This is a genomic window from Vibrio sp. 10N.222.51.C5 (assembly GCF_041474575.1).
GTDB classification, from domain to species: Bacteria; Pseudomonadota; Gammaproteobacteria; order Enterobacterales; family Vibrionaceae; genus Vibrio; species Vibrio crassostreae_C.
On sequence record NZ_JBFRUJ010000015.1, the window covers coordinates 155,788 to 176,482 of the forward strand.

The 20,695-nt window shown below is 45.0% G+C and carries 20 protein-coding genes; 6 read left to right on the top strand and 14 right to left on the bottom strand.

Annotated features, from left to right (window positions below):
- Positions 1-14: 14 nt before the first annotated feature.
- The 11 genes from AB4558_RS05865 to AB4558_RS05915 form a co-directional block, all read right to left on the bottom strand.
- On the bottom strand, positions 15-1,481 hold the full coding sequence (locus tag AB4558_RS05865; protein WP_372074116.1) for a lytic polysaccharide monooxygenase: 1,467 nt from the start codon (positions 1,479-1,481) through the stop codon (positions 15-17).
- A gap of 487 nt (positions 1,482-1,968) precedes the next feature.
- Positions 1,969-2,328 (bottom strand): DUF6559 family protein, encoded by a 360-nt coding sequence (locus tag AB4558_RS05870; protein WP_102320089.1) that lies wholly within the window; start codon positions 2,326-2,328, stop codon positions 1,969-1,971.
- A 29-nt stretch (positions 2,329-2,357) separates the two neighbouring features.
- Positions 2,358-3,116 carry a vitamin B12 ABC transporter ATP-binding protein BtuD gene (btuD, locus tag AB4558_RS05875; protein ID WP_372074045.1) on the bottom strand — a complete coding sequence of 253 codons (759 nt, stop codon included), beginning with the start codon at positions 3,114-3,116 and terminating at the stop codon, positions 2,358-2,360.
- Positions 3,103-4,098, bottom strand: a complete 996-nt coding sequence (gene btuC, locus AB4558_RS05880; protein ID WP_017070911.1) for a vitamin B12 ABC transporter permease BtuC — start codon at positions 4,096-4,098, stop codon at positions 3,103-3,105. Before btuC ends, btuD begins: the two co-directional genes overlap by 14 nt.
- Before the next feature lie 133 nt (positions 4,099-4,231).
- Positions 4,232-5,260, bottom strand: coding sequence for a succinylglutamate desuccinylase (locus AB4558_RS05885; RefSeq protein WP_372074043.1), 1,029 nt, complete (start codon positions 5,258-5,260; stop codon positions 4,232-4,234).
- A gap of 278 nt (positions 5,261-5,538) precedes the next feature.
- Positions 5,539-7,335, bottom strand: a complete 1,797-nt coding sequence (locus tag AB4558_RS05890) for a M3 family oligoendopeptidase (protein ID WP_372074042.1) — start codon at positions 7,333-7,335, stop codon at positions 5,539-5,541.
- Positions 7,336-7,474: 139 nt separating this feature from the next.
- Positions 7,475-8,092: an alpha-ribazole phosphatase family protein gene (cobC, locus tag AB4558_RS05895; protein ID WP_372074040.1), complete on the bottom strand. Its 618-nt coding sequence runs from the start codon at positions 8,090-8,092 to the stop codon at positions 7,475-7,477.
- 9 nt (positions 8,093-8,101) lie between these two features.
- The gene (cobU, locus tag AB4558_RS05900; protein ID WP_372074038.1) at positions 8,102-8,722 is read right to left on the bottom strand and encodes a bifunctional adenosylcobinamide kinase/adenosylcobinamide-phosphate guanylyltransferase; all 621 of its coding nucleotides are present in this window, start codon (positions 8,720-8,722) and stop codon (positions 8,102-8,104) included.
- Positions 8,723-8,731: 9 nt separating this feature from the next.
- Entirely contained in the window at positions 8,732-9,538 is an 807-nt protein-coding gene (locus tag AB4558_RS05905; RefSeq protein ID WP_372074036.1) for an adenosylcobinamide-GDP ribazoletransferase, read from the bottom strand.
- The gene (gene cobT / locus AB4558_RS05910) at positions 9,538-10,602 is read right to left on the bottom strand and encodes a nicotinate-nucleotide--dimethylbenzimidazole phosphoribosyltransferase (RefSeq protein ID WP_372074034.1); all 1,065 of its coding nucleotides are present in this window, start codon (positions 10,600-10,602) and stop codon (positions 9,538-9,540) included. The genes AB4558_RS05905 and cobT overlap by 1 nt, the downstream gene beginning before the upstream one ends.
- 43 nt (positions 10,603-10,645) lie before the next feature.
- Complete coding sequence (locus tag AB4558_RS05915) at positions 10,646-11,257, bottom strand: flavin reductase family protein (protein ID WP_017065519.1); 612 nt, start codon at positions 11,255-11,257, stop codon at positions 10,646-10,648.
- A 718-nt stretch (positions 11,258-11,975) separates the two neighbouring features.
- On the opposite strand from AB4558_RS05915, the gene AB4558_RS05920 reads away from it, so the two are divergent.
- Together AB4558_RS05920 and AB4558_RS05925 are read left to right on the top strand one after the other, a co-directional pair.
- Positions 11,976-12,671: an NAD-dependent epimerase/dehydratase family protein gene (locus AB4558_RS05920; RefSeq protein WP_371714330.1), complete on the top strand. Its 696-nt coding sequence runs from the start codon at positions 11,976-11,978 to the stop codon at positions 12,669-12,671.
- Between the two features lie 185 nt (positions 12,672-12,856).
- A complete protein-coding gene (locus AB4558_RS05925) occupies positions 12,857-14,230 on the top strand; it encodes an L-cystine transporter (protein ID WP_372074032.1) in 1,374 nt (457 codons plus the stop codon).
- A 112-nt stretch (positions 14,231-14,342) separates the two neighbouring features.
- Here AB4558_RS05925 and AB4558_RS05930 read toward each other — a convergent pair whose 3' ends face one another.
- Both AB4558_RS05930 and AB4558_RS05935 read right to left on the bottom strand, forming a co-directional pair.
- Positions 14,343-14,735, bottom strand: a complete 393-nt coding sequence (locus AB4558_RS05930) for a heme-binding protein (protein ID WP_372074031.1) — start codon at positions 14,733-14,735, stop codon at positions 14,343-14,345.
- A gap of 9 nt (positions 14,736-14,744) precedes the next feature.
- Positions 14,745-15,755 (bottom strand): aldo/keto reductase family oxidoreductase, encoded by a 1,011-nt coding sequence (locus AB4558_RS05935; RefSeq protein ID WP_372074029.1) that lies wholly within the window; start codon positions 15,753-15,755, stop codon positions 14,745-14,747.
- A 132-nt stretch (positions 15,756-15,887) separates the two neighbouring features.
- On the opposite strand from AB4558_RS05935, the gene AB4558_RS05940 reads away from it, so the two are divergent.
- Both AB4558_RS05940 and AB4558_RS05945 read left to right on the top strand, forming a co-directional pair.
- Positions 15,888-16,772, top strand: coding sequence for a LysR family transcriptional regulator (locus AB4558_RS05940; RefSeq protein ID WP_372074027.1), 885 nt, complete (start codon positions 15,888-15,890; stop codon positions 16,770-16,772).
- A 307-nt stretch (positions 16,773-17,079) separates the two neighbouring features.
- Positions 17,080-17,301 (top strand): hypothetical protein, encoded by a 222-nt coding sequence (locus tag AB4558_RS05945; protein WP_017059142.1) that lies wholly within the window; start codon positions 17,080-17,082, stop codon positions 17,299-17,301.
- Positions 17,302-17,429: 128 nt separating this feature from the next.
- Here the strand turns inward: AB4558_RS05945 and AB4558_RS05950 are convergent, their stop codons facing one another.
- Positions 17,430-17,951: a DUF2058 domain-containing protein gene (locus AB4558_RS05950; protein ID WP_010441213.1), complete on the bottom strand. Its 522-nt coding sequence runs from the start codon at positions 17,949-17,951 to the stop codon at positions 17,430-17,432.
- Positions 17,952-18,366: 415 nt separating this feature from the next.
- Between AB4558_RS05950 and AB4558_RS05955 the strand changes: the two genes are divergently transcribed.
- Positions 18,367-19,701 (top strand): sphingomyelin phosphodiesterase, encoded by a 1,335-nt coding sequence (locus AB4558_RS05955; protein WP_372074025.1) that lies wholly within the window; start codon positions 18,367-18,369, stop codon positions 19,699-19,701.
- 39 nt (positions 19,702-19,740) lie between these two features.
- A complete protein-coding gene (locus AB4558_RS05960) occupies positions 19,741-20,691 on the top strand; it encodes a chromosome partitioning protein ParA (protein ID WP_372074114.1) in 951 nt (316 codons plus the stop codon).
- Positions 20,692-20,695 lie beyond the last annotated feature (4 nt).

Below are 20,695 nucleotides of genomic sequence, written 5' to 3' on the forward strand. Positions count from 1 at the left end.
AACAATAGTTAAGATTAGTTGGCTGGACGCCAAACGCCCCATTTGTCATTTTCGTAAGTCGCTTTAGGGTTAGTACCACCTTGAACCCACCATTGTGCTTTCCATGACTGGTTCGAGTAAGTCACGACTTCGCCACCAAGGTAAGTCGCTGATGAGTCCCACGTACCTGGATCTGGCGTAGGGTCTGGGTCAGGAGTCGGATCAGGATCCGGCGTTGGATCTGGGTCTGGTGTCACGCCACCGTCATCGGCAATTACTTCAAAAGTGAAGGTTTCAACACTGTCGCTTTCAATCGAGCTAGCCATAAACGATAAAGTTTCGTTTGCAGTGATGCCAGTGGTATCAACTACGATAGAAGCCGTGCCGTTATTTTGAATGCTTACAGAAGTACCTTGAGTTTGAGTCAATGTCGCCGCTTCGCTTGTTGCAATTACAACTTTGTCGCCAGCATTCACTACGTTGTCACTCTTCACTAGCTCGTAGATATCACCTTTCAGTGGTTCAACACCACCGTCGCCACCGTCAATCAGCGTTAACTGACCAGAAGCACGGCTATCTTTTGAGTTGAAGAAGTTGCGTGAAGGATCGTTTTGGAAGTACATGTAGTGCTGCATTTCAGCGTGCCAATCACCAATGAAGATCGCGCCGTCTTTAAACTCTTCATGCCAGCCGTTAATTTCTGAAGCCAACAAACGAGCCCAATCGTTAACGTTTGAAGCATCAATGACGATGTCGAAGCTTCGCGCTACTTCACCATACTTGTTGATGATATCGTACTTAACGGTGTCGCCAGCTTGTGGAGTTCCAAAACCTTCTGAAATGAATAGGTCACCACGCACTAGATCAGGCTCTGGACCCGGCTCTGGTGGAGGGGTTGTGCCACCCGCGATAGTGATGTCTGAACAGTTGTAGAAGCCTTCGCCCACAGCATCATCACGTTGCCAACGAACGAATAGAATCGCATCGCCAGAACGGTCTGAAGGAATAGTGACATTAATGCGGTACTTGCCGCCATTAACCGGAACGTTACCCTCTTCTTGGATAAGATCTAAGTCTCCCCACGCTAGGCCTTTGCTTAGGTCCGCGTTTGGTTTCGTTAGGTAGAACTCCCAGAAAGAAGGGTTGTGTGGCGCTGTCGCATTGAATACATATTCAAACGTACCAGTATTTAGCTCGGTACGAGTCCAACCAGTATGAGGCGCACCCATGCCGCGTTTTTGCGAATCGTTGGCATAACATAACGTGCCGTCAGGAATCGCCGCTTTTACAGCATTGATATTATTGAAATCTTGGACATTTTTCGCGTACTCGTTACGTTGAACAAACGGGTATGAACCCGAAATGTCTTTTGCTTGAGCACACGCAGCATTAGGTGGTGTACCCGACCAAATCCCGCCTTGCTCGTAACACGTGTTCTGACGCGCGCTTGGAAACTCAGACCAACCATGAGCATTTGCCACTGACGGCACACTCGATAGCATAGCCATACCCACTGCTATTTTTAGAATATTATTATTTATTGTTGTCACTTTCCCACTCTCTATTATTTTACCCTAAACACAAAACCAATTGGTTACTAACCAACCAGCACTGTAATTCGAAGGTTTATAGTTTCCGACTTAAAGAACAACGAAAAATATATACGTCAATTTTATCAATAACAGCGGGTTTTATATTAATAGGAATCAGCATCACACAACTCAAACAAATGCGTTGTAGATAGATGATATTGGTTCGAATTATCAATTTTTACCCACAAAAATTACGCATTCCCTAAGAAGATAGATCGCTAGGAAGGTATTTTTTCATTGAATTAATTGGAGTGAAACGCTCGCATAAATAATGATATTGAGTGCTTTTTATCATCATTATTATTACGTTGTTGAGACTGCTGTAAAGTCGCTAAGCTATTGAGCGTATACGTTTATAAATGGATAAATCATTAAACGTTAATTTGAACGAGCTAAACTAATAGCGGCTATTCATGCCAAATCGATTCGACATATCATCGTCCATACGACCGCCCTTCCAACCGCCACCGCCCAACAAATTAAGTACATCACGCGCGTTATATTCCTCACCACCGAAGAAGTCATTAGACACATTATTACGCAGCAATTGAATGGCTGGAGCAATTTCAGCAGCAAGGTCTTGTGGATCAGCAAACAATGCTAAGGCAACCAGTTGTTGGCGCTTACTTAATTCACATGAACTCGTTTCTACTTGCCCAATAGAGAAAAAGTCACTGCTTCCGTACGCTTTCACCAACTTTGCAGAAAGTGATTTGATTACTTTCTTGATTCGTCGTCGTTGAATATATCTAAACATATAGATTGCCTTGTATTGATGAGCTTAAGTTAACCAAACAGCAGATAAGTTTGATTGTCGACCGAGATGCTTTTTACTTGCGTGTTAAATACGGATTCTAGCTGTTCAGGCACAAGCACTTGCTCTGCACTGCCAGATGCTTGTAGTACGCCCTTTTCGAGCAGCAGTACTTGGTCGGCATGCCTCAAGGTTCGGTTCAGGTCGTGGTTAGCCATAATAACCGCAATGCCCTTCTCAGCCACTCGTTCGATAAGCTTATACAGCAACGCTTCTTGAGCAATATCCAACGGCGCTGCAGGTTCGTCTAGGATCAGCAGCTTTGCGTAAGGATTGAGCGTCGGCCAAATTTGCAGGCACATTCCCGCCAAACGAACGCGTTGCCATTCACCACCAGACAGTGTCTGAATTGAGCGATGAAGTTTGTCTGCAATGTCTAGCATCTGGCTGATTTCTTCCAAAGCTGCGTTGATTTCAACATCAAGGCCGTGTGAGGAGCTTGGCAGTGACAATGCAAGATATTGGAACACTTCTAAGTTGAAGGCTGGCCTTGCGCTTTGGCACAAGTAAGCACGATGCAATGATAAATCTTGTAAAGACAGCTCCGACAAATCCTGCCCGTCGATCTTTATATCGCCTTTGTAACCATCACCAATTCCAGATATCGCTTCGAGCAAGGTACTTTTACCGCTGCCATTAGGGCCGATAACGTGAGTCACCTGCCCTTGCTTGAGCTCAAATGATAGTGGTAATAAACGAGCGCCAACGCTCAGGCTCTTAATTTGAATCATGATTTTTAATTAACATCCAAATGAAGATAGGCGCACCGATACTGGTGGTCATCACACCCAAAGGCAGCTCTGCGGAATCTAATAAGGTTCTTGCACAGATATCAGCAAACACCAACAACGCAGCGCCAGCAACGGCAGACAAAGGAAGAAGGTATTTGTTATCAGTACCAATCGCTAAACGCAATAAGTGTGGCACAACCAAGCCAACAAAGCTGATCACGCCACCTAAAGCTACCGCGCAGCCGACTAAAATAGACACGGCGAAAATTAGACGCCAGCGCAATCTCGGTACGTTTACGCCTAACTGTGCGGCATGCGTTTCGCCAATCATTAACTTATCTAGCTTACTACCTTGCAGGCACAGCCAAATAATCACGGGGATCATCACCAACGTGAGCGAGTGTTGATACCAAGTGACGCCACCTAAGCTGCCCATCAGCCAATACATCAATAAGCGTAGACTTAAGTCATCACTAAAATAGAACGCCCATGTCACCATCGCGCCAGAAAGAATGCCTAACGCGACACCCACCAGCAGTAATTTAGCCGTGGTGAGTCGCATCGTTTTTACCATGCTTACCAGTATCACGGTGAAACAGAGCGAGCCTAAAACGGCGGCAATCATGAACAGTTCTGGAGTCGGAGCAAACGGCAAGAAGAACAGCACAATAACCATGGCTAAGCTTGCACCGCCAGAAATGCCGAGCACACCAGGCTCAGCCAATACGTTGCCTAATAAGACTTGTAAGCTTGCGCCAGATACTGCTAGCCCTGCCCCGATAGCAATAGCTGCTAATAATCGAGGTAAGCGTAAATCAATCAGTAGTTTTTGTTCTAACGTGGACAAGGTGTCCAGAGGGGAAATGAAGAGATCGCCAACCATTAGGTAAATTGCACTCAGCGCGACAAGCAGTGCTGCCATCAGATAAATGGCTCTAGTCCATTTGCGCTGTTTTTGGTGAAGAAGTTGTTGGAAATCCATATCAAGCTACTTTGAAAATGTTCGCGTAACCTTACCTGTATCCCCAAATAAACTCAAGGCTCACACCGTAATGCGAACCTTGATATTTCAACCAGTTGAGCGGTTGTTTTCGTCGTTTAAACCCGAATCGATATTAATCGTACACAAGCTGACCATGGTCGAATCGCGTTTCAACTTCACACACCATTAAGGCTGCTCGTTGACCGATAGCAACATTACGATTAGGGAACACCACCGCTTCGTTTTCATTCTTAGCCATTAACGGTTTATCACCATCATGACCGAATACTTCACCGTGCTTGAACGCGGTAAAGTTCTCTACAGAATCTGAGAACATGAAATCGAAGTCATCATGTAAACGAACAATGGTTCTGCTCACGCGATAAGTGATGGTTCGCTTAGGTAAATGCTCTGGCTCAACTTCAGCAATCAAGTTACGCATCGCCAAGTCAAAAGCCGTTAGCTTATCAAGTTGGTTCTCACCAATTCTCGCGACCTGCCCTAGTTCCATTGTCAGTGCTTGCGCTTCGAAGTTTTCAGCACTGTACCAACTGAATGTACTGGTTGGCGCATTTGACAACAACACTGCTTCCACGTGCGCACTGTTAATGAAATCAAACAGCTCTTTACTGCGTACTTCGTGGCGAACTTTAGGGCTCACTGCAAACGAGTAATGCTTAGACAAACGGATCGCACAGTGCAGATCTAAGTGCCAACGAGTGGCAGGTACCGTTTCCTTGTAAAACTCAGTAACCAAGTACTTAAGGTTCTTCGCGATGTCCACTTCTCGATTGCTCTCGTACTGCTTTTCATCAAACAGACGATTCATGTTCACATCAAGAAAACGAGTATGCGCGTTAGTGGCTTCTGGGTGAGCTATGATAAACAAGCATCTCGCGTTTACTACTTGGAAACCTGTTTCAATATCCTCAATGAGCTTATCGATCAGCTCCATTGGTGAAGTTTCGTCGCCATGAACACCGGTTGAAAAAATGATGTTCTTGGTTTCAGAATTAAAATCCGCGGGAATCACTTCCAAGACACCGCGTTGATGAAGCTTAATTTGAACACCGTTACTCAGTACGGTCTGTCCTGCAACCACTTCTTGCTCAAGATCTAGGCTGTCAAAAAGAAATGATTGGCGAAAGAGGGTCTTCGTCATGCGCTACTCCTTAATTGCACGGCCGTATGTTAATAAATTGTACATAGAAATTGTGTTGCTAGGATCGCACTTATCAACAGAAACTCCGTTATCACTCACAAATACTACCCATATATTTTTATATTACCTGCTGACTTTACTAACCGACATCTGTTCCAAATAACTTTCTCTATTTAAAGAGACTTTTGGTTGTTTCGGCTTATCTCAGGTTATGCCAGCAAGATAAGAGCCACGTAAGCTAACACAGCTCTTACCTGCTATGAACAGATTGAGATCAATTAATCTTCCTGATCGAGCAATCTTTCAAATTCATCGATTTGAACTTTGACCATGTCGATGCTTTGTTGCCAAAAATCAGCTTGAGTCAGGTCCATTCCTAAGTGCTTTTGAACGACTTCTTCCGCCATCATGCTGCCCGTATCACGAAGTAACGAAACGTAATCGCCGTAGAATTGCTCACCTTTCGCATCGCGCTGAGCGTAAACACCTTTACTGAACAGGTAACCGAACAAGTATGGGTAGTTGTAGAAGCTTACTTGAGAGATGCTGAAATGCAGTTTGCTCGCCCAGAAGTAAGGGTCAGCTTCTGTCATTGCATCGCCATACCACTCTTTCCAAGTCGTTTCCATCAAGTCACACAGCTGCTGAGCCGTTAGCTCGCCTTTTTCACGCTGCTCGTAGAAGGCTTTTTCGAATTCGAAACGCACTGGAATGTTCACCATTAAAGCGAGTGAAGAAGACAACTCTTCCCATAACATCTCAAGTTTCTCGTTACGTGTTTGAGCTTGTTTTAACAAATGGTCTCTAACGATATTTTCAGCAAAAATCGAAGCGGTTTCTGCTAGCGTCATTGGGTAGCGTGTTTGACACAACGGCATGTCTTTCATCACCCAGTTGTGGAACGCGTGGCCTAACTCGTGTGCCAATGTCATTAAATCTGAGCGGCTACCGCTCCATGTCATGAACACAAGCGGAGTGCGTGTAGCAGCAAACTTGGTGCAGTAAGCGCCTAAACGTTTGTTGGCTGCTGGTGCGGCATCAATCCAACCATTATCAACCATCAAAGCGACAAAATCAGCCATCTCTGGATTTACTTCAGCGAACGCAGTTTTGATCACGTCGATCGCCTCATCAAATGGGTAAACCTTAGATTCAGCGTCACCCAGCGGCGGCATCGCAGCTAAGTGATTCCAAGGCTTCATTTCATCTAGCCCGTGAACTCTTGCCATTAACAAACCTGCTTTCTGACCAACAGCTCGATTAGCTTTCGCTACCGACATCATGGTGTCTAGCGTTTCTGGCACAATGCGGCTGCCGTGTAGGCTTGGATCTAGGAAATGCACATCGCTAATCTTCGAACGCTTTTTGTTTTCAGTCAGTCGCCAACCCGCCAATGCATTTAGAATCGAAGCAAAAGACTCTTGGTGCGTTTTCATCGCACCTTGAACCGCGCGCCATGCTGGTTCTTGTTTGTCGAATTCGCTGCCGTACAACAGGCTCGCGGCTTGTGAAAAGCCTAGGGCTTCCTCTTCACCGTCCAGCTTTAGCGACAGTTTTAAAGATCCGGTTAGGTTATCGTATAAACGACCCCATGCATCACGGCCATCCACTTTCATTGCTGCTAACAGCTGTTCTTCAGCCACACTGAGTCGGCTGCTTGAAAGCTTACGTGAACTCTCAATCGCGAAGCGTTGGCCTGCTACGTCCGCACTATCATGCTCTAATACTGCATCAATAAATTCTGGTTCTGCGTGAATTAGCGTATCTTCGTAAGGGCTGAACGCTTGAGACATTTCAGAGTTCAGCTTCGCTACACGACCAAGCAATGCTTTCGCTTCTGTGTGTGTCGCGTCGACCGATGCGTGGCAATTAGCGAAGGTGTTGATTGTACTCAGTAACGTGCCTGCCGCTTCTGAAGTCTGAATCGCGTTTTGCATCGCTAGAATGATATGACGCTTTTCAACGTGTAGGTTCAACAGCTCAATGCACTGCTGAATGAGTTCAATGTCCTGTTCGATTTTTGCATCATTAAGATCGCTATAAGCAATGCTTAGATCCCAACTTGGTGTTGTCATGACTAAATTCCTTTCACGTAGGTAGTAATACCAATCAGGTATAGCGGCTGTGAACGCCGCTTTATACTTCTATTTATATTTCTGTTTCTATTTACAGATCTAAAAGATTGTTAATTCTTAAACTGTGTTTTTTGAACACTCAGAGAACAGGTATCCCTATCGATTTAACGCTGATAAAGCTCTGCGCAAACTGAGTGACTTGAATATGCGTTATCGATGCGTTTTCTATCGATAACTTCGAGTACAAACTCGGGTTTTTCCAATCAATATTAAGGCAGTGCGCTAGCAGTATGCGAATCACACCACCATGAGTAACCAACAATATGTTGTCACTTGAATCATTCAAAAGTTGCGACCAAGCTTGAGTTACTCTGTCGTGGAAGCTCTGTAAACTTTCTGCGCCAGTTAATTGATGATTAGCAGGGTCTTTCCAAAAGGTTTCTAACATTCCCCACTTGTCTTCAAGTTCATCAAATGGGACACCATCTACTTCACCGAAGTTCATTTCCTGAAAACCCGATGCAACTGATAAAGGCACAGACATACGCTCTGCAAACAAGCTCGCAAGATCACCACATCGTCTTAGTGGAGAGCTAACCACGCTATCGAAGGTAATGTCTTGTGTCGCAAGCGCCTCACATATCTGTTCTTGAAGCTCAGGGTTGACCAGCACATCAGATAAACCATTGAGTGCCGCTTTTCCTTCGACTTTGCCATGTCTTAGGAGGTAGATGTTTTTGGTTGTTCCATTGACCATGTGTGCGACCTAGCCTTGAGTATCAAGCAAGTGATTAGATGGTTTTAAGTGCAGCGGCAATCCGGCAGCAACCAGCGTGACGCGCTCAACGACGCGAGCTAGCGCTTGGTTCATTCGTCCTGCATTGTCTACAAATAAGCGCGACACTTTACCCAACGGCACCACACCTAAGCCAACTTCGTTAGAGACCATGATAATTTGCGCTGGGCTTTGCTCGACGCTTTTGACCAATACTTCAACCACGGCTTCAACCTGTTCATTGGTTGTATCGTCACCCAGTTCAAAGATGATGTTGTTCAACCACAAGGTTAGACAGTCAATCAACACCACATCTTCTTTCTCAAAAGACTGCAGTTTTTCGGCTAATTCGACGGGTACTTCATGCTCAATCCACTGCTCGCCACGACGTTGTTGATGGTGCGCGATTCGTTCTCGCATTTCATCATCAAGATATGTCGCTGTCGCAATATAATTGAGGCGTCCATTTGAACATGCTTCAAGCGCACATAATGCTTGTTGCTCTGCAAAACTAGACTTACCAGAACGAGCCCCGCCCAATACCAAATGGCTGTTTCGCTGGCTTGCTTGATTAATTTGATTAGCTTGAATAGTTTCATTCGTGTTGGTCATAGGAAGCCGTTATAGAAAGCCATTGTAAAATGCAGTAATGAATACAAGGTAAGTCAGCAACTCCATTAACTGTTGAGCCGCACCCAAGCAGTCCCCAGTAAAGCCGCCAATTCGAGCCGTTAACCACGTTTTAAAACCTGTTCTGAACAGATAGGCGACGACAGATAAAACCAAAGCGAATTCAAGACCAAACCACAGGCTAGGCAGCACGCCTACAAGCAATAAGAAGGTAAGTTCACCTTTGGTTTGCTTGTTGGCCAATGGTTTACTTTTACTGGTATCTAAATCGCTGACATAAGGCATGTCGTAAATTAGCGATGCAGCAATCGCGCGGCTAAAGGTATAACTGGTCACGATAACCATAAACAGTCCAGTCATGCTCACGAGTTCATTCAACAGCACCCACTTACCCAGCAGAGCCATAACCAGAGCAGACGCGCCATAGGTACCAATTCGACTGTCTTTCATGATGGTTAAACGGCGTTCTAGGGTCATGCCGCCACCAATACCATCGGCCATATCGGTCAAGCCGTCTTCATGGAATGCGCCAGTGAGCATCAGGCTAAAACTCATCATCAAAAAGATCGCCACCGCACTCGGCAGTATGGCATCGAGTAGCAAGAGCACACCGCCACACAGTACGCCAAGCAACAAACCAACCGTAGAGAAATAACGACCCGAACGGTTCATTCGCTCTGATGAATAGGGCATATTCTTCGGCATTGGCAAGCGAGAAAAGAAACCCATCGCCAGTGCAAACAGCTCCCACTGATGGGTGACTCGATCTTTCAACGATCTTTCTGGTACATCACTCATTAAACCGTGACTCCAGCACTTTCGAAGCTCGCCATGTTGTTATAGAACTCGGCTGCCGCACGAATGATTGGCATAGCTAGCGCAGCACCTGTGCCCTCGCCTAATCTCAATCCAAGATCGAGCAGTGGCTCAGCGTCGAGCAGCTCTAACAGAATTTTGTGTCCTGACTCTTCAGAGCGATGGGCGAAGATCATATAGTCTCGGCAACTCGGTTCAATTAAAGTCGCGACATACGCCGCAACCGACACGATAAAGCCATCGACTAATACTGGGGTTTTGTTTTGGTAAGCGCCAAGGAAAGCACCGACCATTTGAACGATTTCATAGCCACCGACTTGTGCGAGTACCTCTTTAATATCTTTAAGATCTGTAAGCTCTTTAACTTCTTTCGCATCTAAATCTTTGCAACGCGCGACACCTTGCTCAACCACCTCGACTTTTCGTGATAACTGTTCGTTGTTGATACCAGTGCCTAAGCCAACACACTCCGCTGCAGCACGATTCGCTAATGCACTTAAGATCGCTGATGCGCTGCTGGTATTTCCGATACCCATTTCACCAAACATGATGATATTGGTGCCATTCGAAATGGTTTTAGATACAAGATCTGTACCCAGTTCAATCCCACGTTCAACCGTTTCTAAACTCATTGCCGCTTCATTGGCAAAGTTATTGGTTCGCGTACCCAAACGCTGAGAGATCAACATGTCACTGTCTGATTCCACAGGCAACAATATCCCCGTGTCGACTACCGTGATATCGATATTATTCACCGCACAGAAGCAATTGATCGCCGCGCCATCGCTTAAGAAGTTCAACACCATCTGTTGTGTTACCGCGCTTGGAGCAATACTCACGCCTTCGTCAGCAATGCCATGGTCGCCAGCAAAAATGATGATACTTGGCTTATTCAATTCGATGTGTTCAACCGCAGCTTCTTTGCCTTGGCTCTGAATCAAAGCCAGTTGATGTGCGACTTTTTCTAGTAAGCCAAGTGCGCCAAGTGGCTTGGTTTTTTGGTCAATTCGGTGTTGGATGTACTGCGAGTATTGGGTATCTAACATAGTTTTTAAAAACGCTTATTCTGGGTACGTTGATATAGGGCTGCTACTTAGGGCGTGCGACAGAAAACACATTGGAAAGCGTGGCGTATTCACCGCCACCCAATCGAGATAAAGGATCAAGTGCTAACGCGTCGATCTTAAGACGCTCACTGTCTTTGTCGATCACGTCTTCGGAAATGTACACGGTTTCGACTTGAGCAAAGATAAGGCTTTGTGGCACTTCTCCAACCTCTTTTACTTCGTACAAGGTGCATCCAAAAGCGACCGCACACTCTTTCAATCTCGGTAAAGAGAAGCCTTCAAATTCAACCAGATCAATGTTATTCGCGGTGACTTCCGAATCACCATGTTCAAGGGTAGCTGCTGTCGCCGTCATGGTTTCGGCAGAACTTGAAGAAGCAATGTGAATCACTAGCTTACCCGTTTCTAGGGCATTACGAGTGGTATCTTTGATTTCGCCGGACGGCTTCTTCCCAACCGATAACATCAGTAACGGCGGATTACTAGAAACAGGCGTGAAATAAGAGAAAGGCGCGAGGTTGTACTCTTGGTCAGAAGATTCCGTCAATGCCCACGCAATCGGGCGAGGAACAACGGTTTGTGTCATCAGGTGATAAATCTGAGTGGGAGCAAGAGTATCAAGCTTGAGGTTCATAGCACGTCCTTGGTCTATGTGAATTACGACTCAGTTTACGTGTTAAGCAAGGCTGTATCTATGGCTATGTGGCAGAAACCGCAGAGAGTGTTCTTAATTTAAACAGATCACACTGGTTTTTTCTCAGATTGACAGTCAAATTGACGAACCCTAAAACACAAATAATACTGATAATAGATTTATCAATAACTTACATTTTGGCATCGTTTATGCCTTATCTAAATTACTTATTAATCTCTCCATTGATAAGTACCCATACAGTGAATGCCCACAACACTGACGCTACACGAAGAAAGACAATCGATTGAAAGACAAAACAGAACAACGATTTAGGAGGTGTAATGATTCCAAATTCAAGTAAAAGAAAACCAAATAAATCAAGTAAGAAAGCTAGCAAAAAGGTAAGGAAAATCCCACTGTCCTTTACCTAGTAAGAAGCAAGAAAAGTAACAAAGCCCGTCGCCCAGCGGGCTTTGTTATGTTTAACGCCTAACTTAAGTTTCAAACCGCATTTATCTTTCCCACCGCCATTATGTTTCATATCGTACTTATGCTTCAGACCGTACTTATGCGTCGAGCCAAACTAAATCATCTCTTTTTCCATAAACAGGCGACTCCCCACATACTACTGACCACTCGTTTAACAAACTTTTATTCGCTTAAAATTCAAACACTGTTTATATTAAACAAGCACTTGTGGAGTGAAGAAGGGATTAAAATGAGCATTTCTGGAGACAAAACATCGGTCGTGGTGGCTGGTGCAACCGGGTTAATTGGTCATCATGTGATGAAGTTGCTCATCGATGAACCCGCCGTTGATCATATCTATGCCCTATCTCGCCGAGCGTTAGATTCACAGTTTGATTCCAACAAGCTCCACACACTCATTCACAGCGACCTGCAAGTTACCAGTTGGGATGACACGAATGCGACGCCTAATCTTGGCGTTATCTGCTTAGGTACGACTAAGAAAAAGGCAGGATCAAAAGAAGCGCTTCGCAAAATCGATGTGGAACTGGTTAGCCAAGTCGCACAGTCGATGAAGTTTCTTGGGGTTCAACGCGTAGCGGTCGTTTCTAGCTATGGCGCTTCACCAGATTCCTATTCGCACTACCTTCGCTGTAAAGGACAAATGGAAAAAAATTTAAAACGTATTGGCTTCAAGCAGCTTTTCATCGCACGCCCTGGGCCTCTGGTGGGTGAGCGTGATGAACCTAGAGCTGATGAAAAACTCCTGCAAAGTGTCTTTCCTCTGCTGTCTCCATTTATGCTTGGTAAGTTCAAAAACCTACGCCCTATTCAGTCGGAAGACGTAGCCAAAGCAATGTTGTTCCGGTTATTCGAAAATAATTTCCAAAATATCGAAATTTACTCGTCAAGTGACATGCTCAATTTATTGGCAAAATATCGCTAAAAAGCTCACCTATTCATCACAATGTTGAATATCCACCCATCCTATTGAGTGGATATTACTAATCGTTCTAATAAATTACTTTTCCTTATTTTACGTTTTGTTACAGGTCGCTACTGTAGCTAACAGTATTTGCGCCCATATATCTAAGCGCCCTATCGATTTAAAGAGATTCATAAGGAAAACAAATGTCATTTTCAGCTATCGCTGCCTTAGCGGTATTCACTGGTATCCTCTTTTTTCTCTACGGACAGCAGAAAAAAGAAAACACACTTTCTCGCCTCGTTTTACTCGGTTTAGTATTTGGTAGCGCATTTGGTCTTGGTCTACAGCTGTTATTTGGTGAAGGCAATCCGGTCATCAACGAAACACTAGACTGGGTAAATATTGTTGGCCGTGGTTATGTTGGCCTACTGAAAATGGTGATCATGCCATTAGTATTGGTTTCAATGATTGCAGCAGTAGTGAAGCTTGAAAAAGGCGGCTCACTGGGCAAGATTTCTGGTATCACCATTTCTGTACTGTTAGCAACAACCGCGATTTCTGCGATTGTTGGTATTATTGTAACGCAAGCATTCGGCCTATCTGCTGAAGGTTTAACAGAAGGCGCTCGCGAAACAGCACGTATCGCAACACTTGAAAGCCGCATCGGTAGCGTTTCAGACCTAACAATTCCACAAATGCTGATCAGCTTTATTCCGACTAACCCATTTGCAGACCTAACGGGTGCTCGCTCTACGTCTATCATCGCGGTTGTTATCTTTGGTGTGCTAACGGGCATCGCTGCTCGTAAAGTGATGGCAGAGAAAGAAGAACTAGAATCTCCGATCCGTACGTTTGTTGAAGCGGCACAATCTATCGTTATGCGCTTAGTTAAGATGATCATGGCACTAACGCCATACGGCATCGCAGCGTTAATGGCGAAGGTAGTTGCAACATCAAGTGCTTCTGACATCCTCAGCCTACTGGGTTTCATCGTTGCATCTTACGTTGCGATTCTACTGATGTTCGTTGTACACGGTGTGTTGGTTTCTTTTGTTGGTGTAAACCCGAAAGAGTATTTCCAAAAGATCTGGCCTGTACTGACGTTCGCTTTCACGTCTCGTAGTTCTGCAGCAACGATTCCACTGAACGTTGAAGCTCAAATCACTAAGCTAAACGTGCCACCAGCGATTGCTAACCTGTCTGCCTCTTTCGGCGCAACAATTGGTCAAAACGGTTGTGCGGGTATCTACCCTGCAATGCTAGCAGTCATGGTTGCGCCTACAGTTGGCATCGACCCAATGGACATCAACTTCATTCTGTCTCTGATTGCTATTATCACAGTGAGCTCATTCGGTATTGCTGGCGTAGGTGGCGGTGCAACGTTCGCGGCGCTTATCGTACTTCCTGCTATGGGCCTTCCTGTAACGATTGCAGCACTGCTTATCTCTATCGAGCCACTTATCGATATGGCACGTACGGCGCTTAACGTATCTGGTGCTATGACAGCCGGTACGATCACAAGCCGCCTATTAGGCAAGAAAGACAAGCAACAAGATCTGGAACAAGCGAACGCTTAATGGGTTCGATTGATTCAAGCACTTGAGTCTCGTTAAACAAAAAAACCGATGCACATGCATCGGTTTTTTATTATCTGTTACTTCTAACTTCCATTACTTCACGAGCAACAGCTTAGAACACAAGTTGAATGACTTTTTCGGCAAGTGCTTCATCGTCGTCTTCACTTAATCCGCTGACACCAATAGCGCCAATCACCTGCCCATTTAATTCAATGGGAACACCGCCTTTAAAGCCAGTGATCTTTGGGTCAGTCCAGTAACTTAAGTCTTTACCAGTTTCTCTCGCCCAAGCACCTAAGTTACCGCTTGGCTGTCTATCTCTTGCAGATGTATAAGCTTTGTTCTGTGCTAACAATCCGGCTTGAACACTCACATTATCCATGCGAGTAAACGCCAGTAACTCACCGTGCGTATCACACACGCTCACCGCGATTGCTTGTTGATTACGCTCAGCAATGTCTAGAGCGTTAGACACCAGTTGTTGCGCGATCTTTTGATTCAACATATTCATTCCTTATGGCAGTGCTTGACCACGTGAGTACACGTATAGGTTGTACCACTCTTCACGAGACAGGTTTATCTGAGTCGCGACTGCCGAAGCTTTGATTCGCTCTAGATTTGTGGTGCCAATTACAGGTTGGATACGAGCAGGGTGACGAAGCAAAAATGCCAACACAATCGCTTCACTTTCTACGCCATATTGGTTCGCTAACTGAGCCACGTAGTGCGCTGTCTTTTTCACGTTTTCATGTTCTGAATACAAACCTTGCTCAGCAAATCGGCCTTGTGCCAAACAGCCCCAAGCTTGCAGTTGGATGTTATTCAATTGGCAATGTTCAAGAGTGCCTGCGGCGAAGTCTGATTGATGGTGCCCTTGCGAGTTAATCATCACCCCATCATTCAACCAATCCAATTTGGCTAAGCTCATCTCAACTTGATTCGCGACGATGGGTTGCCCAAGCGCAGATTGCAGGTACTGAATTTGATGGCTGTTCATGTTCGACACACCAAAATAATCGACCTTACCTTGCGCTTTTATGTTCTCTAACGTTCTTGCTAGCTCATCGAGTTCCATCAAAGGATCAGGGCGGTGCAATAACAGCACATCAAGCTTTTCAGTATTCAATCGATTGAGAATACCGTCTACCGATTGGCCTACCCAATCAGCCGAGAAATCATAACGACCAACATTGCCCTCGCCTTCAAAACGAATCCCACACTTAGATTGAATGAACATCTGTTCACGCAGATCAGGCGCTTGTTGTAATGCTTGACCAAAGGCTTGCTCAGCTTTGCTGAAGGTATAGATATCCGCATGGTCGAATAAGTTAATGCCCGATTCTAGTGCGGTGCCGATTACGCTTCGTGTTTGAGCAACATCCGCACTCGTCACTGTATTATCATTCCAGCCACCACCTAACCCCATGCAGCCATAGGCAATTTGCCCAACATTCGGTAGATAATTTGATAATGGGATACGTTTTTTGTCATTCGTTTTGTTTGTAGATTCAGTGCTGTTCGTCATATCGATTCTCGCTTAGAAGATTTGCTGACCAGAAATATGCCTCTATCATATTGTTCTTTTTAAAAAACAGAATATGCTAGTTACGAAATGATTGTTTGATATGACGAACAATAGATTGGTAGGAACGCGCGAATGAACGAACACAAAAGAATAGAACGACTGATCCTGTTTGTAGAACTTGCTCAGCAACTCAACTTTACCAAGGCAGCCGAAAAGCTCGGTATCTCTAAGAGCTACCTTTCTGAACAGATCAAACGTTTAGAGAACGATTTACAGTGCCCGCTTTTGGTCAGAACCACGCGCAGTGTTCGTTTAACCCAAGAAGGCGAACGCGCGTTGCAACAAGGCTTAACGATTCGCTCGCAAGTTTTACAGCTTGAACGCAGTGTTTCTGAGCAACACGACATCGTAAAAGGTCTATTGCGCCTCACCGCACCAAAGATGTTTACTGAGGTATATCTATTCGATATCTGCCAACAGTTTAGGCAACAATATCCAGAAATCCGCTTTGAGATAAACAGCAGCTACACCAACTTTAATCTCAATCAAGATGATATCGATATCGCGTTTCGTGCCACCAATACTCCACCTCACAACATGGTGGCGAAACACTTGATTAGCTATCAGCATGATTTAGTCGCGACTCCTGGCTATCTTGATCAGTTTGGCCGCCCCAACAATGCCAACGACTTAAATGACCATCAATGCTTAGCAACGCTGCACCAAACCGAGTGGCCTTTAAAATCGGCAAATATTGATGTGTCCGGCTGGCTTTCAAGCAATGACAACCACTTACTTAAGCAACAAGCTATGGCAGGCGGTGGCATCATCCGTATCGCAAGTTATTACGTCGCGAAAGAGGTCGAGCTTGGAGAATTAGAGCGAGTGCTGACTGATGAATGTCTGCAACAAGGCAACAGTATTTATCTGTTCTATCCGCAAGTTATTTATCCGGCAAAGAAACACCAAGTGTTCGTTAAATTTGTTCAGAATTACTTTGAAAGCTTAAGTCGATAAAATGATGCACAGCTCACTAGGGCTTGTTGGTTTCATCTGGCCAACATATTCGTCGTAGCGAGCTCTACTTCAACCTCTTCGGCTGAATGTGATACCAGTGAAAGTCGACTATATGGCCGATCTACTTTCAAGCCTACTCGTCCTAGTTCTTTTATTTTTTCTTGCTCTTACATTTACATTAATACCTAAACATTCACTCTACGAATCGTTTTTTATTGACTTAAAAATGAAATCATAACGACACACTAATTTGCGTAACTTAGGGTGCAAATAGGCAATCAGATTACAGTGCCTATCAGGAGGATGTATGAAACCAAATCGATCTACGGTACTCACTGGACATGTAAAACACTGCCCATGCTGCTCTACCGAACTGGTCATCAAAGACCACATTCACGTTTGCCCGCGCAATGAAATTGGCGACTGTTACTTCGATGGCTATGACCAACACGAACAGCGCGCTAATACCGATTTTATCGATCATGCAAGTGCCAATGATAGCCTTGTTTACGGCATGTCAGAACACTAAGCGTTATTCAAGATTTGTTGAAGTCATTTCGCGCCAAAAAAAATGCAGCGCCAATCGAGTGATTGTTCGCTGCATTCTTAGATCCTGTAAACTTAGCTAACCATTAAAATGGAGCTAGGTAAAACGGATTACCACATTAGATCATCTGGGATCACGAAGTCTTTGTACGGGTCATCTTCGTCTACTTCGTCTGTGCTACCTGCCTGCGTATCAACGATAGATTCTTCGTCGCGCATAGCAATCTTGTTCGCTACTGCTGTTGGAATAACAACGTAGCTCTCGCCTTGACGAGCAATACTTAGAATGCCTTTACTTAGTTGCTTTTGAGTCAGCTCTTCTACGTAAAGGTATTTAACTAGCGTACCGTCGGTGAAGTTGTATTTGATCTCACCGTTCTTCTGTTCGATCTTGTTCATCTCAATCAGTTGCTTCACTTGAGCTTTAATTTCTTTGCTCAACTGTTGTTCTTTCAACTGTTGGTTTAGCTCTTTGTCTTTCGCTTGCTGCGCCAGTTTAGTTTCTTCTGCTGCCGCTTTTGCTTCACGAGACTGAACGCGAGACTTTTTAGAGCCTTTCTTCGCCTTCTTTAATTTTTTCTCATTTACCAAGCCAGCTTTAAGCATCTGTTCTTGGAGTGTTAACTTTGCCATGACTTTCCCAGTTCAGGATTAAAAACGACACTATCATACCTGTTTTTGAGGTTTCTGTTTACTGAACAAGAGTAAATTACAGAACAATCGCAAAATTTATGCTGATAGCTCTAAGCTGTGTCCATATTCCCTTCTTGTTGCTCACAACCTCCACTTTACCGCGACACACAGTTTTCACTTAAGCACGCCAATATTGGCTGTTCCACCGACTCGAAAGCATTAACTGACCCTATTATTCGCGCGCGTACCACTTATCATTCCGATAAGACAATATGTTAATTTTCAATGGTTAATCAATTTTATAAAACCTTGGCATATATCTCATATTTGAATAAATGCCATAGAGTTATAACTCCAATGTCATAACTCTTGACTACGTTATTCTAGACATCAATCAATAAGGATAACGTAAACGATGAAAACTCAATGGACTTGGTTAGCTGCACTTGTGGCATCCACATCAATCGCTTCGACCTCTGCGATCGCAGACACCGACGTGTATCTCACCAATAACACCAATCAAGTGATGACCATTCAAGCCAACCACACTGGTACCGACCTGCTTCAACTCGGTGATGAGTGGCAACAGCATGTTGAACAGATTGGTCCTTGGGAGACGAAGAAGCTGATAAGTTTCAACCGCTGGACTGGTGTGAAATCTGGGAAGACCTATGAGTTTGACACTGTGGTATCAAACGCTGTGGGCGAAAGTGTCACGCTCAACCAAACCATGAAGGGACATTGGTATAACTCGACACTGCAACATGGTTTGAGTGCCGCAGACGTCAACCTAACATTGCATGACGATCGTAATATTCATCGCAGCACAACCGATGCGTTCGGGGTCAATGCAGAGCTAGCCCTCAAATCCGATTCTACAGCGCGCTATGATGATATTTATTACACCATCACCCCACCAAAAGTGGATGAGCAACCAGAGCCGGATGCCAATACACTCAAGGTCATGACTTACAACATCTGGGCGCTGCCTGCCATCGCTTCACATATTGGTGACCGCTATGACCTACTCCCTCAATATGTAAAGGGCTATGACGTGTTGGCGCTTCAAGAGGTGTTTGCTAACGGCAGAGATGAGTTCTTGCGTGAGCTTGCGAAAGAGTATCCTTATCAAACTAAAATGCTCGATAAAGATGGGATTAACATATACGACGGTGGTGTGATCATGGTCAGCCGCTATCCTATCGTTAATGAAGCGCAGTATGTTTTCCCTGATTGCACGGGCACAGATTGCTTTGCTGATAAAGGTGTTAACTACGCGGAAGTTATCAAGAATGGTCAGGCTTACCATGTTTTCGGTACCCACACGGCATCATTCGATACGGACACCGCTCGTGATTACCGACAACGTCAATTCAAGCAGATGCGTGCACTGGCGCAGTCTCTGAATATCCCGGCATCAGAAACTGTGGTTTACAGCGGTGACTTCAACGTGAACAAGCTCAAGTTCCCAAGCGACTATCAACAGATGTTTGCTAACCTGCAGGCTGATGAACCAACATACTCAGGTTACACCGCTTCTACCTTTGACCCACGCATCAACAACTTTGCGGGAGAACCTATGTCGGGTGGCGAGAACGTTGAGTATCTCGATTATGTGGTAGTGAGCTCAGAGTATGCCGCTAAAGCGCATAACTACAATCGCGTGGATGTCCCAAGATCAACAAGCAGTGAGTTATGGAAGCACTACAACCTTTCAGACCACTTCCCTGTTAGCGCCGTGATCAAGTAACTCGGTGAACCAATAATGCATCGAGTTATATTAATCCTAATGCTCGTCTTAACGGCGAGCATTATTTGCTATTCGTGGTCATCAAAAACGAACGAAACAGCGCTATCTTCTGCTCAACACACAGAACCTAAGCCGCGTGTTTCTACGACAACTAATGACGATAATTCCACGCCTACTGCAACCGCTAGTTCGGAAAACTCCGCATCGCACAGCAATCAAGCCCAAGCCGGAGCACTGGACGGTAAAATTCTTGCTGAAAACTTGAGTGAGCTTGAAGGCAAGGCTTTGTTCGATGAACTCGATGGGTTCTGGAAGCTTTGCCAACAACGCGATGACTGCGCAGAGCAACTCGCACGATTGAAATCAGAATTGCCGGGCATATGGTTTGAGTTACTGAGCGACTATCCGCAGCTATCGGTTGACTGGCAATTAACACAAAGCACTATCCCACTTGAATCCATAGAGACTCTTGAAGATCGTGTAGCCTTATTCAAGCAATCTGCACAACAAGTATGGGGAGAGTTGGCCCACCAGCTATTCGCTGACCAGCTTGCTCATCTGGATTTTACGCTTGACGCTAACACCCTTGAAAAGAACGAAGCGAGCCAGTTTTTGGCCAACTATCAAGATTTGCTTAGTGAATGGCAAAACAATACGGGCACGTTAAACGCCGAAACACAGCTTCAAAAATATGAACTGGCAGTCTCTTTGATACCCAGCAGCTATAACCCTGCTGAAGTAGCATCAGTCAAAGCCGACCTTCAAGATGCCTACTTAGATGAAGCGCAGGCCAGCAACATTGCCGCGCGAGAACAACAAGTCGCACAACAGCAACAAACCGTGATGAGTTATCACGAGCAACTGGATCAGCTCAAAGCAACCTTAGGCTCTCAGCGTTCATCAAGTTATGCCACTTGGACTCAACAAGATTGGGACAGTTACTATCAGCAGCAAGTCACCGATTTCAGAGAACAGTTCTTTAGCAAGTAACGCC

What these genes read in the sequence shown, in the direction of transcription:
- AB4558_RS05865 (WP_372074116.1), bottom strand. Translation starts at nt 1,481, where the DNA reads ATGCTATCGAGTGTGCCGTCAGTGGCAAATGCTCATGGTTGGTCTGAG.
- AB4558_RS05870 (WP_102320089.1), bottom strand. Translation starts at nt 2,328, where the DNA reads ATGTTTAGATATATTCAACGACGACGAATCAAGAAAGTAATCAAATCA.
- btuD (WP_372074045.1), bottom strand. Translation starts at nt 3,116, where the DNA reads ATGATTCAAATTAAGAGCCTGAGCGTTGGCGCTCGTTTATTACCACTA.
- btuC (WP_017070911.1), bottom strand. Translation starts at nt 4,098, where the DNA reads ATGGATTTCCAACAACTTCTTCACCAAAAACAGCGCAAATGGACTAGA.
- AB4558_RS05885 (WP_372074043.1), bottom strand. Translation starts at nt 5,260, where the DNA reads ATGACGAAGACCCTCTTTCGCCAATCATTTCTTTTTGACAGCCTAGAT.
- AB4558_RS05890 (WP_372074042.1), bottom strand. Translation starts at nt 7,335, where the DNA reads ATGACAACACCAAGTTGGGATCTAAGCATTGCTTATAGCGATCTTAAT.
- cobC (WP_372074040.1), bottom strand. Translation starts at nt 8,092, where the DNA reads ATGGTCAATGGAACAACCAAAAACATCTACCTCCTAAGACATGGCAAA.
- cobU (WP_372074038.1), bottom strand. Translation starts at nt 8,722, where the DNA reads ATGACCAACACGAATGAAACTATTCAAGCTAATCAAATTAATCAAGCA.
- AB4558_RS05905 (WP_372074036.1), bottom strand. Translation starts at nt 9,538, where the DNA reads ATGAGTGATGTACCAGAAAGATCGTTGAAAGATCGAGTCACCCATCAG.
- cobT (WP_372074034.1), bottom strand. Translation starts at nt 10,602, where the DNA reads ATGTTAGATACCCAATACTCGCAGTACATCCAACACCGAATTGACCAA.
- AB4558_RS05915 (WP_017065519.1), bottom strand. Translation starts at nt 11,257, where the DNA reads ATGAACCTCAAGCTTGATACTCTTGCTCCCACTCAGATTTATCACCTG.
- AB4558_RS05920 (WP_371714330.1), top strand. Translation starts at nt 11,976, where the DNA reads ATGAGCATTTCTGGAGACAAAACATCGGTCGTGGTGGCTGGTGCAACC.
- AB4558_RS05925 (WP_372074032.1), top strand. Translation starts at nt 12,857, where the DNA reads ATGTCATTTTCAGCTATCGCTGCCTTAGCGGTATTCACTGGTATCCTC.
- AB4558_RS05930 (WP_372074031.1), bottom strand. Translation starts at nt 14,735, where the DNA reads ATGTTGAATCAAAAGATCGCGCAACAACTGGTGTCTAACGCTCTAGAC.
- AB4558_RS05935 (WP_372074029.1), bottom strand. Translation starts at nt 15,755, where the DNA reads ATGACGAACAGCACTGAATCTACAAACAAAACGAATGACAAAAAACGT.
- AB4558_RS05940 (WP_372074027.1), top strand. Translation starts at nt 15,888, where the DNA reads ATGAACGAACACAAAAGAATAGAACGACTGATCCTGTTTGTAGAACTT.
- AB4558_RS05945 (WP_017059142.1), top strand. Translation starts at nt 17,080, where the DNA reads ATGAAACCAAATCGATCTACGGTACTCACTGGACATGTAAAACACTGC.
- AB4558_RS05950 (WP_010441213.1), bottom strand. Translation starts at nt 17,951, where the DNA reads ATGGCAAAGTTAACACTCCAAGAACAGATGCTTAAAGCTGGCTTGGTA.
- AB4558_RS05955 (WP_372074025.1), top strand. Translation starts at nt 18,367, where the DNA reads ATGAAAACTCAATGGACTTGGTTAGCTGCACTTGTGGCATCCACATCA.
- AB4558_RS05960 (WP_372074114.1), top strand. Translation starts at nt 19,741, where the DNA reads ATGCTCGTCTTAACGGCGAGCATTATTTGCTATTCGTGGTCATCAAAA.